Annotated in this window: 10 protein-coding genes and 3 tRNA genes; 7 read left to right on the plus strand and 6 right to left on the minus strand. The window is 73.5% G+C overall.

Annotated features, from left to right (window positions below; all coding sequences use genetic code 11):
- Nucleotides 1-116 precede the first annotated feature (116 nt).
- The 4 genes from ABT053_RS04405 to ABT053_RS04420 are packed head-to-tail and all read left to right on the plus strand — an operon-like array spanning nucleotide 117 to nucleotide 6,407.
- Entirely contained in the window at nucleotides 117-2,228 is a 2,112-nt protein-coding gene (locus ABT053_RS04405; RefSeq protein WP_350967425.1) for a serine/threonine-protein kinase, read from the plus strand.
- Nucleotides 2,225-3,193 (plus strand): AAA family ATPase, encoded by a 969-nt coding sequence (locus ABT053_RS04410; RefSeq protein WP_350967427.1) that lies wholly within the window; start codon nucleotides 2,225-2,227, stop codon nucleotides 3,191-3,193. Before ABT053_RS04405 ends, ABT053_RS04410 begins: the two co-directional genes overlap by 4 nt.
- Entirely contained in the window at nucleotides 3,190-4,344 is a 1,155-nt protein-coding gene (locus ABT053_RS04415; RefSeq protein WP_350967430.1) for a DUF58 domain-containing protein, read from the plus strand. Before ABT053_RS04410 ends, ABT053_RS04415 begins: the two co-directional genes overlap by 4 nt.
- Nucleotides 4,341-6,407: a transglutaminase TgpA family protein gene (locus tag ABT053_RS04420; RefSeq protein WP_350967431.1), complete on the plus strand. Its 2,067-nt coding sequence runs from the start codon at nucleotides 4,341-4,343 to the stop codon at nucleotides 6,405-6,407. Before ABT053_RS04415 ends, ABT053_RS04420 begins: the two co-directional genes overlap by 4 nt.
- Before the next feature lie 57 nt (nucleotides 6,408-6,464).
- Here ABT053_RS04420 and ABT053_RS04425 read toward each other — a convergent pair whose 3' ends face one another.
- The 3 genes from ABT053_RS04425 to ABT053_RS04435 are packed head-to-tail and all read right to left on the minus strand — an operon-like array spanning nucleotide 6,465 to nucleotide 8,405.
- Nucleotides 6,465-7,178 carry a hypothetical protein gene (locus ABT053_RS04425; protein WP_350967432.1) on the minus strand — a complete coding sequence of 238 codons (714 nt, stop codon included), beginning with the start codon at nucleotides 7,176-7,178 and terminating at the stop codon, nucleotides 6,465-6,467.
- Nucleotides 7,178-8,038 carry a hypothetical protein gene (locus tag ABT053_RS04430; protein WP_350967433.1) on the minus strand — a complete coding sequence of 287 codons (861 nt, stop codon included), beginning with the start codon at nucleotides 8,036-8,038 and terminating at the stop codon, nucleotides 7,178-7,180. Before ABT053_RS04430 ends, ABT053_RS04425 begins: the two co-directional genes overlap by 1 nt.
- Before the next feature lies 1 nt (nucleotide 8,039).
- On the minus strand, nucleotides 8,040-8,405 hold the full coding sequence (locus tag ABT053_RS04435) for a hypothetical protein (RefSeq protein WP_350967434.1): 366 nt from the start codon (nucleotides 8,403-8,405) through the stop codon (nucleotides 8,040-8,042).
- 166 nt (nucleotides 8,406-8,571) lie between these two features.
- On the opposite strand from ABT053_RS04435, the gene ABT053_RS04440 reads away from it, so the two are divergent.
- Together ABT053_RS04440 and ABT053_RS04445 are read left to right on the plus strand one after the other, a co-directional pair.
- Nucleotides 8,572-8,922 carry a WXG100 family type VII secretion target gene (locus ABT053_RS04440; RefSeq protein WP_350967435.1) on the plus strand — a complete coding sequence of 117 codons (351 nt, stop codon included), beginning with the start codon at nucleotides 8,572-8,574 and terminating at the stop codon, nucleotides 8,920-8,922.
- A 21-nt stretch (nucleotides 8,923-8,943) separates the two neighbouring features.
- Nucleotides 8,944-13,302 (plus strand): type VII secretion EssC family protein, encoded by a 4,359-nt coding sequence (locus ABT053_RS04445; protein ID WP_350967436.1) that lies wholly within the window; start codon nucleotides 8,944-8,946, stop codon nucleotides 13,300-13,302.
- Between the two features lie 212 nt (nucleotides 13,303-13,514).
- Here ABT053_RS04445 and ABT053_RS04450 read toward each other — a convergent pair.
- The 3 genes from ABT053_RS04450 to ABT053_RS04460 form a co-directional block, all read right to left on the minus strand.
- Nucleotides 13,515-13,589 (minus strand) — tRNA-Val (locus ABT053_RS04450).
- A 14-nt stretch (nucleotides 13,590-13,603) separates the two neighbouring features.
- Nucleotides 13,604-13,674, minus strand: a tRNA-Cys gene (locus ABT053_RS04455).
- 27 nt (nucleotides 13,675-13,701) lie between these two features.
- Nucleotides 13,702-13,773: transfer RNA gene (locus ABT053_RS04460), tRNA-Gly, on the minus strand.
- 153 nt (nucleotides 13,774-13,926) lie between these two features.
- Between ABT053_RS04460 and hutH the strand changes: the two genes are divergently transcribed.
- Nucleotides 13,927-15,474, plus strand: coding sequence for a histidine ammonia-lyase (hutH, locus tag ABT053_RS04465; RefSeq protein WP_350967437.1), 1,548 nt, complete (start codon nucleotides 13,927-13,929; stop codon nucleotides 15,472-15,474).
- Nucleotides 15,475-15,591 lie beyond the last annotated feature (117 nt).

A 15,591-nucleotide genomic window follows, 5' to 3' on the forward strand; every position in this document is an offset into this window, starting at 1 on the left:
AGTCCTAATCTCACGTACCTATGGACCCCAGCCGCCTCGATACGATGCTGCGTGAGCACCATCCTCTTTTTCACCATTTGGCGGACATCGATTGCAATGAGGTGCCCATCCCGGCCATGTCGCTACCCGCCATCCCAGAGGTGCGCCTGCTGGAGGAGCCGCTCGGCACCCCGGTCGCCATCGCCTCGGCCGTCCACACCGCCACGGAGGAACCCGTGCGGCTCCTGGTGGTCACCACCGACCTCGATCCCGTGCTGTCACGCCGTATCCGCGGCGAGTGCGGTGAGCTGGAGGCGATCCTGGCCGACGTCGACCCGGAGGTCGTGCTCCCCCTCGTGGATCACGGCGTCGACGGCGCTGGACGGCCCTATCTTCTTTCGTCCCGGCCCGGCCCTGAACTGACCGGACCGCTCCCACCCGCGGAGGCGGCCGTGGCGGCGGAGGCGCTCGCGACCGGTTTGGCGGCACTGGCCGAGCGAGGCGTGCTCGGGCCGCCGCGGGGCCTCCACCAGGTACGGCCCGGGGCGATCGCGCTCGGCACGCCACTGCCGCCGGCCCTCGCGGAGCTGGAGTCCTCGCTCGGCGTGGGGACGGGCCTGGAGCCTCCGGAGGTGCTCGGCGGCGACGAGTGGACCCCGGCCGGGCAGGTGTACGCCTGCGCCTGGCTGCTGTGGACGCTTCTCGACGGCCGGCCGCCGTACGGAGGGCGATCGGCCATGCTGGCCCGGCTCGTCGCCTCCTCGCCACCCCGGATGCGTGCCGACGTACCGGAAAAGATCGCCGATCTGCTGCGCACAGCGCTCGCCGCCGAACCCGGCGACCGGCCCCGCACACCGCGAGAGCTCGCGCGGGCGCTGCGCGCGGCGGTCGAACCGGAACCGGGTACGTGGCGGCTGGGCAGCCGCTACCTGTTGGAGACCCGGGTCGGCTCGGGGGTCAGCGGGGAGGTGTGGGCCGGGCACCGGGCCGGCGATCACAGCCGGGTCGCGGTCAAGGTGCTCCGCGGGCACCTGACCGAAGACGAACTGGCGATGGCTCGCTTCGTCCGCGAGTACCAGCTCCTGCAGCGCCTTCGCCACCCGCACCTGCTTCAGGTGCACGACCTGGTGGTGGAGGACGGCGTCGTCGCGATCGTGATGGACCTCGTCGACGGCGAGGACTTGCAGCGGCTGGCCCGGCGGGCACCTTTGCCGCTCGCGGAGGCGGCGGGGATCATCGCGCAGACCGCCGACGGGCTGGCGGCCGTGCACGCCGCGGGCCTGGTGCATCGCGACGTCAAGCCGGCCAACGTGCTCGTGACCAGGAGAGAGGGCCGGCTGACCGCGCTGCTGTCCGATTTCGGCATCGCGCGGTCGATCAACGGAGCGGCGCACACGCAGCCGATCGGCACGCCCGCGTACCTCGCCCCCGAGATCGTGGTCGGCCGGCCGCCCACACCGGCGGCCGATGTGTACGCGCTCGGGGTGACCGCCTACGAACTGCTCGCCGGGCGGCCGCCTTTCCAGGCGGAACACGTCGACGCGCTGGTGCGCGCGCACCTCGAGGGGGCGCCGCCCCGGCCCGACGGCCTCGACGACCACGTCTGGGAGCTCCTGACGGCGTGCCTGGACAAGACGCCGGAACAGCGGCCGGCCGCCGCTGAGGCCGCCGCCCGGTGGGCCGGGCTCGCGGGGTCCGGCCCGAAGGGGGAGACCACACCGCCGCAGGCCGAACCCGAGGGGTGGATGACACTCACCTCGGCCCGTCCCCTGCCCGAGCGGCCACCGGAACCCCCTCCCCGCCGCTCCCCGCGCCGCCCGGTGATTGTGGCGGCGGCGACCGCGGTGGCGGGTCTCGCCATCGGCACCGGCGCGGCCGTGTGGCAGAGCGCGGCGCGGCAGGACGACGAACCGCCCGCGCCGGCCCGGACGACACGGACGTACGCCGTGCCGGCGGTGATCGCCGTCGACGCCAGAGGAGTCGGAACGATCACCTGGACCGGGAGTGCGGCCGGGCTGCCCGGGTTCAAGGGATTCCTCGTGGCCGACGTGAGCGGGGACCGTCCTCGTCCGGTGTCCCCCGGCCTGCTCCCGGGAGACGACACCTCGTACCGGGTGAGAGACCTGCGACCCGGCCGCCGGACCTGCTACGTCGTGATCGCGGAGGGTGTGACCGCCCCGCCGCCGGCCGACCCGCCGCCCGCCACGTGTGTGAAACCGCCAAGCGACGTGAGGACCACAGAAAAATGACCTCCCACCCCACCGTCGACCCCCGCGCCGTCGCCGACGCGGTGACCGCCAACGTCGAGCAGGTGCTCCGCGGGAAGACGGAGGCGATCCGGCTGGCCCTCTCGTGCCTGCTCGCCGGAGGCCACCTGCTCATCGAGGACCTCCCCGGCACGGGCAAGACCTCGCTGGCGAAGGCACTGGCCGCGAGCATCGGCGGCACGTCCCAGCGCATCCAGTTCACACCGGACCTGCTGCCGACCGACATCACCGGCGTCTCCGTGTGGGATCCGGACCGCCGGGTCTTCGACTTCCGGCCCGGCCCGGTGTTCGCCAACGTGGTCGTCGCGGACGAGATCAACCGGGCCTCCCCCAAGACGCAGTCGGCGCTGCTCGAGGTGATGGAGGAGGACCAGGTCACGATCGACGGCCGGACGCACCGGGTGCCGTCCCCATTCCTCGTGGTGGCGACCCAGAACCCGATCGACATGGAGGGCACCTACCGGCTGCCCGAAGCCCAGCTGGACCGTTTCCTGATGCGCATCTCCCTGGGACACCCCGATCCGGCGGTCGAGGAACAGATCCTCGCCGGGCGCGCCCGCGCCGCCCTGCCCGTCCTGCGCCCCGTCACCTCCCCGGAGCAGATCGACTGGGTGCGCCGCGCCGTGGCGACGGTCCACGTCGCCCAGGAGATCGCGCGGTACATCGCGATGATCGCCGACGCCACCCGCCGTCACGAGGCACTCCGCCTCGGCGCCAGCACCCGGGGCAGCCTGGCGGTGCTACGGGCGTCCCAGGCCCACGCGGTGTGCGCGGGACGGCACTACGTCATACCCGATGACGTTAAGGCGACCGCGGCGGCCGTCCTCACCCACCGGCTCGTGGTGGCCGCGCAGGCCGAGGTCCGCGGGGTGACCGGAGCGGTCGTGCTGGACGAGGTGCTCGACACCGTGCGGGTCCAGGCGCCGGTGGCCGCGGAGCGGACGTGAAACGGCTGAAGGTCACCGGCACCGGGATCGTCGCGGCGATCGGAGTGGTGGTTTCGTACGCGACCGGAGTCGTGCTCGGATACCGGCTGTTCGTCGTTCTCGCGGTCGGCGGGCTGGCGATGCTCGCGGTGGCCGCGGCGGCCGTCGCGATCCGGCCGTCGGTCGCGCTGACCCGATCGGTCCGGCCGGACAGGGTCACCGTGGGCGAACCCGCCGAAGGGCGGCTCGATGTGCTCAACAAGTCCCGCCGGCCCGCGCCCCCGTTCACCGCCGTCGACCTGGTCGGCGGGAAGGAGGTCGCGCTCACCGTCCGCTCGCTCGCCGGTCGCGGGCGCCGGACGGTGCGTTTTCCGGTGTGGGCCGACCGGCGGGGCCGCCTGCGGCTCGGGCCGCTGACGGTGGAGCGGCACGACCCCGCCGGACTCTTCGCGTGGCGGCAGCGGCAGACCGACGACGGGATCCTGTGGGTGCATCCACGGGCGCATCCGATGCGGCCTCTGCCGGTGGGTGTCGTCCTCGACTACGAGGGGCGTACCACCGAAAACGCCAGGCTGGGCACCGTGACGTTCTCCTCGCTGCGGGAGTACGTCCCGGGCGACGATCCCCGCCGGATCCATTGGCGGTCCACCGCCCGGACCGGAGTGCTGACCGTCCGCGAACACGTGGACACGACCGAGCCGAGCACGACCGTCGTGCTCGACGCCCACCCCTCGGTTCTCGGCGACGACGCGTTCGAGGAGGCCGTGGAGTTCGCCGCGTCGGTGGTGCGGGCGGTGGAGCGGATCGGCCGGCCGGTCACGCTGCACATCCTCGGGGAGCTTCCCGCGGACGTGGCCGCCGCCGGTGCCGCCGGTTCGCTGGACCGCCTGGCCATGGCTGCGCGGACGGACGCGGCCGACCTGATCGGTTCGCTGGACCGCCTGGCCGCCGGCGGCACGCTGGTCGTGGTCAGCGGAAAGCTCGGGCCGGCCGCCTTGGGGCGGCTGGCCGAGCAGCGCCGCCGCTTCTCGCCGGTCGTGGTGACGATGATCGATCCGGCCACCGAGGACGGCGGAATTCGCCGCCGCCCCGGAATCGCGATGCTGGTGGCCCGGTCGGCGGTCGAGGCCACCGCCGCCTGGCATCGCATGATCAACGGAGATGTCGGATGAGGGGCGTCCGGGTACTCGTCGCGGTGGCGCTGAGCGTGCTCGCCGGATTCGCGTTCACTCCCGTGTTCGGCGGCGCGTCCGGCGCGTTCGTGATCGCACTGGCCGCCGTGACGGCCGCCGCGGCGGCGGCCCCGGGGGCGGTCCTGACACTTACGCGGGTGCCGCCGGTCGCGGTGACCTTGGCGGGCGCCGCCGCCGTGGTGATCACCGCGATGGTGGTCACCGGGAGCGGAACCGGGCTGGTCGACGGCCCGTGGCAGCTGCTCACGGGCGCGGTGCCCGCCGAGCCGTCCGGCCCGTCGCTCGCCGCCGTGGCCGTGGTCGCCGGCTGGACGACGCTGGCCGCCGGCCTGCTCGCCGTGTACGGTGCGCGGCCCCTGTCGGCCGCGGGGCCGCCGCTGGCCTGCCTGCTCCTGGCGCTGGCGCTCGGCGCGTCGGGGCCCCCGCTTCCCGGCTGGTACGCGCTTCCGGTGCTGGCGCTGCTGGTGGCCCTGTTCGTCGCCGCGCGGACCGGCCCGCCACCGCTCGCGGCGCTGGCCGGTGGTGCCGTCATCGTGGTCGTCGCGGTCGCGGCGGGAGCGCTGCTCGGGCCCGTGGCGCCGGTGCCGGGCCGGTCTCCCGCCGACGCACGCGACCTCGTCGCCGCCCCGGTCCGGCTCCGTACGGGGGTGAGCCCGCTTCAGCAGTACCTCGCCCTGCGCGACGGGATCCGGCCGCTGCGCCTCACCGGCACCATGTCCCGTCCCGGCAGTCTGCTGCGGATGGCCACGCTGACCCGGTTCGACGGCCTCTACTGGACGATCGACGGAGACTTCCGCCGGGCCGGCCGGAAACTCCCCGTGGGCCAGGAACCGGCCGGGCGCCGGGTCCCCCTGACGCAGCGGGTGCGGGTCGAGGCCGGTGAACTCGACTGGCTGCTCACCGCGGGGCGGGCCGCCGAGATCTCCGGACCCGGCCTCGGCGTCAACGAGGTGACCGGCGACGTCGCGGTCCCCGACGACACCGAACCACCGGCCGGTTACTCGGCCTCGTCCGCGATCACCGAGGCGACGGTCGACGAGATCCTCACGGCCACGCCGACACGCGCGGCCGGGCCGCTCCCGAAGCCGCCGGCCCAGCTCAACAGCTTCGTCGACACCGCGGTGTCGGGCTGGTCGACCGGTTCGGACCGGATCCTCGCGCTGTACCGCACGTTCACCACGAAAGGCGGCTTCCGGTACGACCAGTCCGCCGACGCGGTCGGCGGACACGGCTACTTCCGCATCCAGCGGCTGCTCACCGACAAACGCGGCACCAGCGAGCAGTACGCCAGCGCCTACGCCGCCATGGTCCGGCACCTCGGCTACGACGCCCGGGTGGTGATGGGACTGCGACCTCGCTACGACGGGGACGCCTTCGTGGCCGAAGGCAAGGACGTGGACGCCTGGGCCGAGGTGCACTTCGCCGGACTCGGCTGGGTCGGCGTGGATCCGAGCCCCCGGGACAACCCGATCGGCACCCGGCCCGACGCACCACAGACCACCGGCCGGTCCACACCACTGGAAGATCCACTCCAGGACGCCGACCGGCCTCCGCCGCCACCGGGCACCCCCGATTCCGCGGGCGAGGACGGCGAGGAACCCGCCGGCGCGGGCCCGGCCGGTTCCGAGGGGCCGGCCGTGCCCCTGGTGGCGGGCCTGGTCGTGGCGCTCGCCGTGCTGCTCGTCTCGGCGGTCCCCGCGGCGAAGGCGGTCCGCCGGGTCCGGCGCCGCCGTGCGCCCTCCGATCGGCTCGCCGTCCTGGGGGCGTGGCGGGAGACACTCGACCGGCTTCAGGAGGCGGGGGTACCGGTCCGGCCGACACAGACCACCGGCGAGGTCGCCCTGTCCGCCGGCTCCGTCGGGGCGTTGCCGACGCTCGCCGAGGTCGTGGACCGGGCCGTGTACGCACCGGAGGAGCCCGATCCGGCACTCCGCGAGGACGCCTGGGCGGCCGCGGCCAGGATCCGCGGGCAGGTGCGTGCCACGATGCCGCCCGTCCGGCGGCTGCGGGCGGTCCTCGACCCCCGGCCGCTGCTCCGATGACGAACGGCCCGGCGGGAGACCGCCGGGCCGTTCGGGTCGGAAGGGTCTCAGAGGGTCTCAGCCCGCGGCCGCCGCCCGCAGGGCCGCGTCCACCTCGTCGGCCGAGACCGGCACCGCGACCAGCGTCTCGTCCACGGTGTCGTCGTGCACCAGCCACAACTGTCCCGGGCCACCGTCGAGGATTCCCAGGAAGCCGTCGATCCGGGCGCGACCGTCCGTGCCGCCGCGGGTCAGCCGGGTCACCCGGCGCCAGCCGCCGTCCGGTGCGGGCACGATCTCGTCAAGCCGCGACCTGTCGGCCCGCCGCCGGGTGCGCCCAGGTGCCCCCGGGCCGGCCGAACGATCGACGAGGTCGGCCACCACCGAGGCGGGGTCGCCGTCGGCCGGGTCGATCGCGAAGAAGTGGATCGGGTCGTCCACAAGGTGACGTACCGTCCCGGCCTCGGCGGTCATGATCTCCCATCGCAGGATCGACCCGGGGTGCGTCGCGGGCATCCGCTGCTCCACGGACAGATGCACCCGATGACTCGCCACCGCGCCGATCAGCACGGCCAGCTCGTCCGACGGCTGCAGAACGCCGTCGGGGTCCGGGGTGAGCAGGCCGCGGGCGACCAGCGACATGAGAAAACCGTGGGCGAGCATCGGGCGCAGTTCGGGATCGGCGGCGTCGAAGCAGCTCGAACGCGCGCCGGGGAACGCCTCGGCGCCGAGACCATACGCGATCGCGGTGAGCTCGTCGCCGGTGAGCGGGATGACGTCGGTTTCCCTCATCACGGAAACCCGATCCTGGGCGGCTTCGGGAGCACGTCCTTGACGAAGCCGCCGACCTTGCTCGCCCCGTCGGCGACCTTGTCCGCCCCGTCGGCGACCCTGTCGCCCACCCACTTGCCGGGGCGGGAGCAGGCGGCCCCGCCGACGAGACCGCCGCCGATGGCCAGCCCGACCTTGGCCGCCGGATGGGGGATGGGCACGGCCGCACCGGCCTTGGCGCCGACGGTCGCGCAGGCGAAGACCGTGGCGGCCTCACCCGCCGCGCCCGCCGTCTCTCTCGGCACGCTCGCGCCGTTCCGTAAGCGGTTGTTGAGCGAGTTCGCGTAGAGGCCGAGGGGGCCGGCCACCTTTCCGGCCTTGGCCGCCCGGTCGGCCCAGGTCCGGAGCCGGGGATGCAGCCGCGGCCCGGAGCCGTTGACGCGCCAGGGCCTGCCGTCCTTGGCGTGGGGATAGCCGTACCGGTGGCGCAGCATCTTGTCGAGGGCACCCTGGAGGAAGGTCAGCCGCCCGAACATCCAGGTGTACGGGCCGAGCGGGCCGTACTCGCCGGGCGGTACCACGTTCTCCTTCAGCGACCTGCCGAAGCCGGCCAGCACGCCGGGCGTGTCCGCCTTCCTGGCCGCGGCCCCGGTCTGCCCGAACGACCCGGCCGCCGCGACCATCGCGTCGGCGGCGTGTTCGAGCCGGCCGCGCAGTGCCGCCAGCCCGTTCAGGGCCGCCTGCGCCTCGGGGGGCAGCCCACCGGCCGGGACGGTGAGGTCGGTGGCCGCCTCGCGCACCACCCGAGCATGGCCGCGCAACGACTGGTCGGCGGAGAAGAGCTCGTCGAAGACGAAGATCCGCAGGTTGAATCGCGACATGTCATCCGGTCCCGTCGAGAAGGGCCGTCGCGAGCTGCGTCCGGGCGACCCGGAGAGCGGCTCGGGCGGCGTCGGCCTTGCGGTCGTACTTGCGGGCGATGCTCTGAAGTTCGTTCACCGCCCGGTCCAGTGCGGCGCGGGTGGAGCGGACCGCGCCGCCCGCGCCCTCGGCCGTGGTTTTGGCGCGTTCGACCCGGGCGGACCTGGATCGCATGCCGCCGGTGTCGACGGACACTCCGGACAGGGCGGCGGAGACGCCATGGATTCGCCTGGCCGCGTACCGGCACGCCTGTGCGTAGCCGTCGGCCTCGTCGGCCGCGTCGCGCAGGGCCTCCACGCGCGCGGTGAGGGTTGCAACAGTGCTCACGCACCCAGCTTGCTCGCGGCCGTTCGGCCGGGATATCGGAAACCCTCCCCACCCGGTGTGAAGGGGCATTGGGAAGGGCTTCCGATTCCGCGTGGCGTTGTCCCGTTCCTAATGTTGGATCCGACCGGGGTGTCCCCGGTGCCGTTCGAGGGACAGGAGACGACACATGTACCAGCTCGATCCGGCGCAGGCGCACGAGTTGGGCCGGAAGTTCGGCCAGCAGGCGGATGTGGAGACGACCGCGCTCATCCGTGACATGAACGCCGGTATCCACCGGATGCAAACGATGATCACCACGCTTACGTCGGGTGTGAAGGGCATGGACTGGAAGGGCCGTCGGGCGACGTCGTTCGACAACCTGTGGGAGAGCGAGTTCCGGCCGGGCATGCAGCGCATGCAGCAGTCGATGCAGGAGTTCACGCCGATGCTGGAGCGGATGAAGCTCGCGCTGAAGGACGCCGAGGCGGCGATGCACGCGCACGCCCGCGACACCGAGGCGATCGACCTCGCTCACTGAGCCCGCGAAGGAGCAACGTCCGTGGAGTACGAGGTCACGATCGCCGACGCGGGTGGAAAGCCGGCACCCGTGCTGATCAGGGCGGGGGAGACCGCCACCGTCCGTGGTCTGATCGAGGCGATCGGCCGCACGCCGATCGCGGTACCGGCGGACGCGCGGCTGTATCTCGGGGCCGAGCACCTTCCCCCGGACCGGCCGCTGTCCGCCACACCTCTGGGGGCCGGCGCACGTCTGAGCTTCGCGCCCGCGTCCGACCCGGCGTCGGCCGCGGTGTCGGACTGGGAGGCCGCCGTGGTGGGCGGGCCCGCCGCGGGTGCCGGGGTCCCGGTCGGGGGCGGGACGGCGCTGGTGGTCGGCCGGGCGCCCGGCTCCGGCCTGGTGCTCGACGACCCGGAGGTCAGCCGGAGGCATGCCGAGCTGCGCCTGGGCGATGCGGGCACGGTCGTGGTCGCCGACGCGGGGTCGCGGAACGGTGTCGGCTGGCGCGGTCACCGCCTCGGCACCGGCACGCCGGTTCCTGTGGGTGACCTGGTACGGATCGGCGAGTCGATGGTGACCGTCCGGCGGACCGCTCCGGGTGACGCCGAACTCGACCTGGCGGGCGGCGTACGCCGGTTCAACCGCCCGCCCCGGATCACGCCGTCCCGGCGGTGCCCGGAGGTGGCTGTCCCGGCCCGGCCCGAACAGCCGAAAGGCATCCGGTTTCCGCTGGCCACGGTGCTGCTGCCGCTCGCGCTGGCCGGGGTCGTCTTCGTGCTGATGCCGGGCTCCACCATCTATCTGATCTTCCTGGCGCTGTCGCCGCTGATGGCCGTGGCGCACGTCATCACCGAACGCCGGGGCGGCCGCCGTGAGTACCGCGAGAAGCTGCGCGAGTACGACACCGCGATCTCCGCGGCCAGGTCCAGGCTCGGCGAGATCGCGGTCGCGCAGGAACGGGCCGGTCGTGAGGCGCTGCCGGACCCGGCGGCGGTGGTACGGATCGCCACCGGGCCCACCGTCCGCCTCTTCGAGCGGCGTCCCGGCGATGCCGACTTCGGGCGGCTGAGGGTCGGGCTCGCGGACCGGCCGGCCGACGTGCGTCTCAGCGGTCCGGGCGCGGACACCGAGGGACTCCCGACGGCGTACGCCGTACCGGTGGCTCTCGACCTGGCCGGAGCCGGTGTCGCGGGGGTGGCGGGGCACAGGACGGCGGTCCTGCCGATCGCGCAGGCGCTCGTGGCACAGGCGGCGGTGCTCCACGCGCCGCACGATCTGGGCATCGCGTTGTTCGCCGGAGAGGACGCGGCGGAGGCATGGGAGTGGGCGACCTGGCTGCCGCACGCCCTCCCGCACCGCCCCGACCTGGCGTGCCGGCGGATGGTCGCCACCGACCGGGAACAGGCGGAACGCCGCATCGCCGAACTGCACCGCATCATGGAGGAGCGACACGCCCGGATGCGGGCCGGGCTGCGGGGAGACGCGCCTCTGGGGCGACGGCTGCTGCTGGTGCTCGACGGCGCGCGCCGCCTGCGTGGCCTGCCGGGCCTGGCCGACCTGCTGTCCCAGGGCCCGAGCGCCGGGATCTACGCCCTGTGCCTCGACCGGGCGGAGGCGGACCTTCCGGACGAGTGCCGCACGACGGTCGTGGCCGATTCGCCCGGAGCGCGAGTACGGGTATCCGGGGCGGAGCACCCCGGCGAGGAGGTGCTGGCCGATCACCTGCCGCAGGACCTGGCCGAACGGATCGCCCTGGCCCTGGCGCCGATCCGGGTGCTCGGAGCTCGTTTCGGGGATGACGGGGACCTGCCCGAGCGAGTGCGTTACCTGAAGCTCGCCGGTCTCGGCACCCGGCCGCACCGGGACGAGGTGCTGGCGCGGTGGACGGCCCAGCCGGGCGGGCGGAGCACCGCGGCGCTGATCGGTGTGGACGTGACCGGCCCCGTGGTGGTCGACCTGCGCCGGGACGGCCCGCACACCCTGATCGCCGGTACCAGCGGGGCGGGAAAGTCCGAGCTGCTGCAGACCCTGGTGGCCTCGCTCGCCCTCGGCAACGCCCCGGACGCGCTCAATCTGGTGCTGGTCGACTACAAGGGCGGCAGCGCGTTCGCCGAATGCCGCGACCTGCCCCACTGCGTCGGGATGGTCACCGATCTCGACGGCCGGCTGGCCGATCGGGCGCTCGCCTCGCTCTCGGCCGAGTTGCGCCGCCGGGAGACGATCCTGGCCGAGGCCGGGGCCAAGGACATCGAGGACTACTGGGCGCGCACCGGCGGCCGGTTGCCGCGGCTGGTCATCGTCATCGACGAGTTCGCCACGCTGGTGGAGGAACTTCCCGACTTCGTCACGGGCGTCGTCGGGATCGGCATGCGCGGCCGCAGCCTCGGTGTGCACCTGGTGCTGGCGACCCAGCGTCCGGGCGGTGTGGTGAACGCCGACCTCCGGGCCAACGTGAACCTCCGCCTCTGCCTGCGGGTGACCCGGCCGGAGGAGAGCACCGACGTCATCGACGTGCCCGACGCCGCCCGCGTCTCGCGTCTCCACCCCGGTCGCGCCTACCTGCGTACCGGGCACGGGGACCTGGCGGTCCTCCAGTGCGCCCGCGTCGGCTGGCCGAGGGACGACGCCTCGGACGTCCGCGCCCTCGCGGACGGCGTCACCGTCACCCGGCGCCGGATCGGCGAACTCGGCCGCTCTCGCTCCACGGACGAACCGCCCGGTACGGACGACGGTCACGCAGGCGACACCGACCTGACGGCTCTGGTGGCGGCGATACGGGAGGCGGCCCGGCACACCGGTGTCACGGCGCCGCCGAGTCCGTGGCTTCCGCCCCTCCCGGACCAGCTCACCGTCCCCCTCGACGATCGGGGCGGCACTCCGCCGACCGCTCACATCGGGCTCGCCGACCTGCCCGCGAGCCAGGCGCAGTCGCCGTTCCTGCTGGACCTGGAGCAGGCGGCGCCAACGGTGATCGCCGGCACGGCCCGCAGCGGTCGATCGACGACGCTCCGCACGCTGGCCGCGTCACTCGCCGCCGGCAGCAGCCCGGCCGATCTCCACCTGTACGTCCTCGACCACGGCAACCGCGCGCTCATCTCTCTGGAAGCTCTCCCGCACTGCGGCGCCTACGTCGACGGCACCGAATCCGAGCGAGCCGCGCGGCTCCTCGACTTCCTGACATCGCAGGTAGCCGAGAGGGCCCGGATCCTGGCCGCGGGCGGGCACGCGTCGCTGCGCGAGCAGCGGGCCGCGACGGCACCGCCGGGCCGGCTTCCCTATCTGGTCCTTCTCGTCGACCAGTACGACGCCTTCCTCGCCCGGCACGCGGAAACCGACGGCGGACGGCTCGTCGAGACTCTCGACGGCCTGCTCCGGCGCGGCGCCGCCGTCGGCGTCCTCATCGCGCTCACCACGGATCGTTCCGGATTCACCCAACGTCTCGGCAGCACGGCCACGACCAGACTCGTCCTGCGGCAGGCCGATCGCGATGACGCGGCGGTCTTCGGCGCCGACCCGCGCGCGATGCCGGCCATGTCACCCGGCCGCGCGGTGGTCGTACCCTCCGGGACGGAGGTGCAGATCGGGCTGCTCGCGCCCGATCCCGATGGCGCCGCGCAGACGGCCGTCGTGGAAAGGCTGGCGACGCGGCTCACCGATGACTGGAAGGGACTCGAGCCGGCGGCCCGGCCTCGCCGGGTCGATCGGCTGCCGGCTTCGATCACCCCGGCCGCGCTGGAGCGGTTGCGCGGCGCGGCCACGCCGCGCACGGCGACGACCTGCACGGTCGGCGTCGGCGGCGACCACCTGCGGCCGGTCGACGTGGACCTCGCGGAGACCGACTCCACCTTCCTGATCGCCGGTCCACCGGGATCCGGACGGAGCACCGCCCTTGCCGCCATCGTGTCGTCGCTGGCCGGTCGTGCCACCGGTGGGCTCGCCGTCCTGCTCTGTTGCCCGCGCCGATCACCGCTGATGGACCTCGCGAATCTTCCGGGGGTCGTCGCGACGGTGCGGGGTCCGTCGTGTGAGACGGAGTTCGAAGAGGCGGTCGCCGGTATCCGCGGCCCGTTCGCGGTGGTGGTCGACGACGCGGAACGGCTCTCCGACGGCATCGCCGCCGACGTTCTCGACCGGATCGTCCGGACGGCACGTGACGACGGCAACCTCGTCATCGCCGCCGGCACCACCGAAGACCTCGCGGTGCACCGTTACCGTGGCTGGCTCGCCGGCATGCGCCGCGCGCGGGCGGGCCTGCTGCTCAATCCGGCGTCCTATGTGGACGGCGAGGTGCTCGACGTCAAGCTTCCGCGATCGACCGGAGGTGGCTGGCCGGCGGGCCGGGCCCTGTTGATCCGGAGGGGGCGGAGCATCGCGGTCCAGATACCGGGGATGAAGGACTAGTCCCCGAACCGGCCGTGTGTCTCCGGCGGTGTTCACCCGATCAACCGTGATCACCGACCGTGAGTCGCACGGTCCGGCCCGCCCCCGGACCCGATCAAGGTCCGGGGATCGGACGCAGAACGACCACTGTGCGTGAGGTCGCTTCCATGCTCCTTGAAGATCGAAAAAGGGTCCCGGAGAACCTCCGGGACCCTTCACGACCTGCGAAAACCTGGTGGACGATACAGGGATTGAACCTGTGACCTCTTCCGTGTCAGGGAAGCGCTCTCCCGCTGAGCTAATCGTCCTTGCTGAAAACCAGAGGTGGAGACGGGATTTGAACCCGTGTAGACGGCTTTGCAGGCCGTTGCCTCGCCTCTCGGCCACTCCACCGAGTGGGGGGCGGATGCCCCTTTTCCGAGCGGAAGACGGGATTCGAACCCGCGACCCTCACCTTGGCAAGGTGATGCTCTACCACTGAGCCACTTCCGCGTGTCTCCGGGACCGGCCCGGACTCACGGTGAGAACTCTAGCGAATACCCGGCGACTCCCCAAACCGAATACGACCGGTATCTTGAGATGTAAGGAGCCAGCAAGGGTTTCACCAGTTACCACGGCTTCACCCTACGCGAGAGAGTTGACAGCATGCGCGACGACGAGGTCGTGAACATCGGGCCCGAGCCGCTGAGCTTCGAGGAGGTCGTCAGGGTCGCCAGGCACGGCGCCCCCGTACGCCTCGGCGACGACGCCGTGGCCGCCATGGCGGCGGTCCGCACCCGGGTGGACGAGCTGGCCGAGAGCCCCACCCCCGCCTACGGCGTCTCCACCGGGTTCGGCGCCCTCGCCACCCGGCACATCGACCCCTCGCTCCGCGCCCAGCTGCAGCGGTCCCTCGTACGCTCGCACGCCGCCGGGTCGGGGCCCGAGGTCGAGATCGAGGTCACCCGGGCGATGATGTTGCTGCGCCTGCACACCCTGGCCACCGGCCACACCGGCGTGCGCCCGAAGACGGCCAAGGTGCTGGAGAGCCTGCTCAACGCGCGGATCACCCCCGTCGTGCACGAGTACGGGAGCCTCGGCTGCTCCGGCGACCTCGCGCCGCTCTCCCACGTGGCCCTCACGATCATGGGCGAGGGCGTCGTCCGCGACGCCGCGGGGGAGCGGGCCGACGCCGCGGAGGCGCTCAAGCGGGCGGGCATCGAGCCCGTGGAGCTGGTGGCCAAGGAGGGGCTCGCGCTCGTCAACGGCACCGACGGCATGCTCGGCATGCTGATCCTCGCCATGGACGACCTCGCCCGCCTGTTCAGGACCGCCGACGTGAGCGCGGCCATGAGCGTGGAGGCGCTCCTCGGCACCGACCGCGTCTTCGCCGCCGACCTGCAGGCCCTGCGCCCGCACCCCGGGCAGGCGGCCAGCGCCGCCAACCTCAGGGCCCTGCTCGGCGGCTCGCAGATCATGGAGTCCCACCGGGACGGCACCTGCACCCGCGTCCAGGACGCGTACTCCCTCAGGTGCGCCCCGCAGGTCGCCGGGGCGGCCCGCGACACCCTGGCGCACGCCGCCCTGGTCGCCGGGCGGGAGCTCGCCTCCGCGATCGACAACCCGGTGGTCCTCGCCGACGGCCGGGTGGAGTCCAACGGCAACTTCCACGGGGCCCCCGTCGGCTACGTGCTCGACTTCCTGGCCATCGCGGTCGCCGACATGGCGAGCATCTCCGAGCGCCGCACCGACCGCATGCTGGACGTGGCCCGCAACCACGGCCTGCCCGCCTTCCTCGCGGACGACCCCGGCGTCGACTCCGGCCACATGATCGCCCAGTACACCCAGGCGGCGGTGGTCTCCGAGCTCAAGCGCCTGGCCGCGCCCGCGAGCGTCGACTCCATCCCGAGCTCCGCCATGCAGGAGGACCACGTCTCCATGGGCTGGTCGGCCGCGCGCAAGCTGCGCCGCTCGGTGGACGGTCTCACCCGGGTGCTCGCGGTGGAGGTCCTCACCGCCGCGCGGGCCCTGGACCTGCGCGCCCCGCTGCGGCCCGCCCCGGCGACCGGGGCCGTGGTGGACGCGCTGCGCCAGTCCGTCCCCGGTCCCGGCCCCGACCGCTTCCTCGCGCCGGAGATCGAGACGGTGGTCCAGCTCGTCGCGGCCAACGCGGTCGTCGCCGCCGCCGAGACGGTCACCGGCCCCCTGTCGTAGGGCTCCGGCCCGGCTGTCCTGGGGCCCCGGTCCGGCGGGCCCCGGTACGGCGACGCGGCGGCCCGGCCGTCACGGCCCGCCTCGATCACCGGCTCGTCGCCGTAACCGGCCCGCCGC

The sequence above is a fragment of the Streptosporangium sp. NPDC002524 genome, from assembly GCF_040295985.1.
Lineage (GTDB): Bacteria > Actinomycetota > Actinomycetes > Streptosporangiales > Streptosporangiaceae > Streptosporangium.

Coding starts and splice junctions, on each gene's coding strand:
- ABT053_RS04405 (WP_350967425.1), top strand. CDS start 117: ATGTCGCTACCCGCCATCCCAGAGGTGCGCCTGCTGGAGGAGCCGCTC.
- ABT053_RS04410 (WP_350967427.1), top strand. CDS start 2,225: ATGACCTCCCACCCCACCGTCGACCCCCGCGCCGTCGCCGACGCGGTG.
- ABT053_RS04420 (WP_350967431.1), top strand. CDS start 4,341: ATGAGGGGCGTCCGGGTACTCGTCGCGGTGGCGCTGAGCGTGCTCGCC.
- ABT053_RS04425 (WP_350967432.1), bottom strand. CDS start 7,178: ATGAGGGAAACCGACGTCATCCCGCTCACCGGCGACGAGCTCACCGCG.
- ABT053_RS04430 (WP_350967433.1), bottom strand. CDS start 8,038: ATGTCGCGATTCAACCTGCGGATCTTCGTCTTCGACGAGCTCTTCTCC.
- ABT053_RS04440 (WP_350967435.1), top strand. CDS start 8,572: ATGTACCAGCTCGATCCGGCGCAGGCGCACGAGTTGGGCCGGAAGTTC.
- hutH (WP_350967437.1), top strand. CDS start 13,927: ATGCGCGACGACGAGGTCGTGAACATCGGGCCCGAGCCGCTGAGCTTC.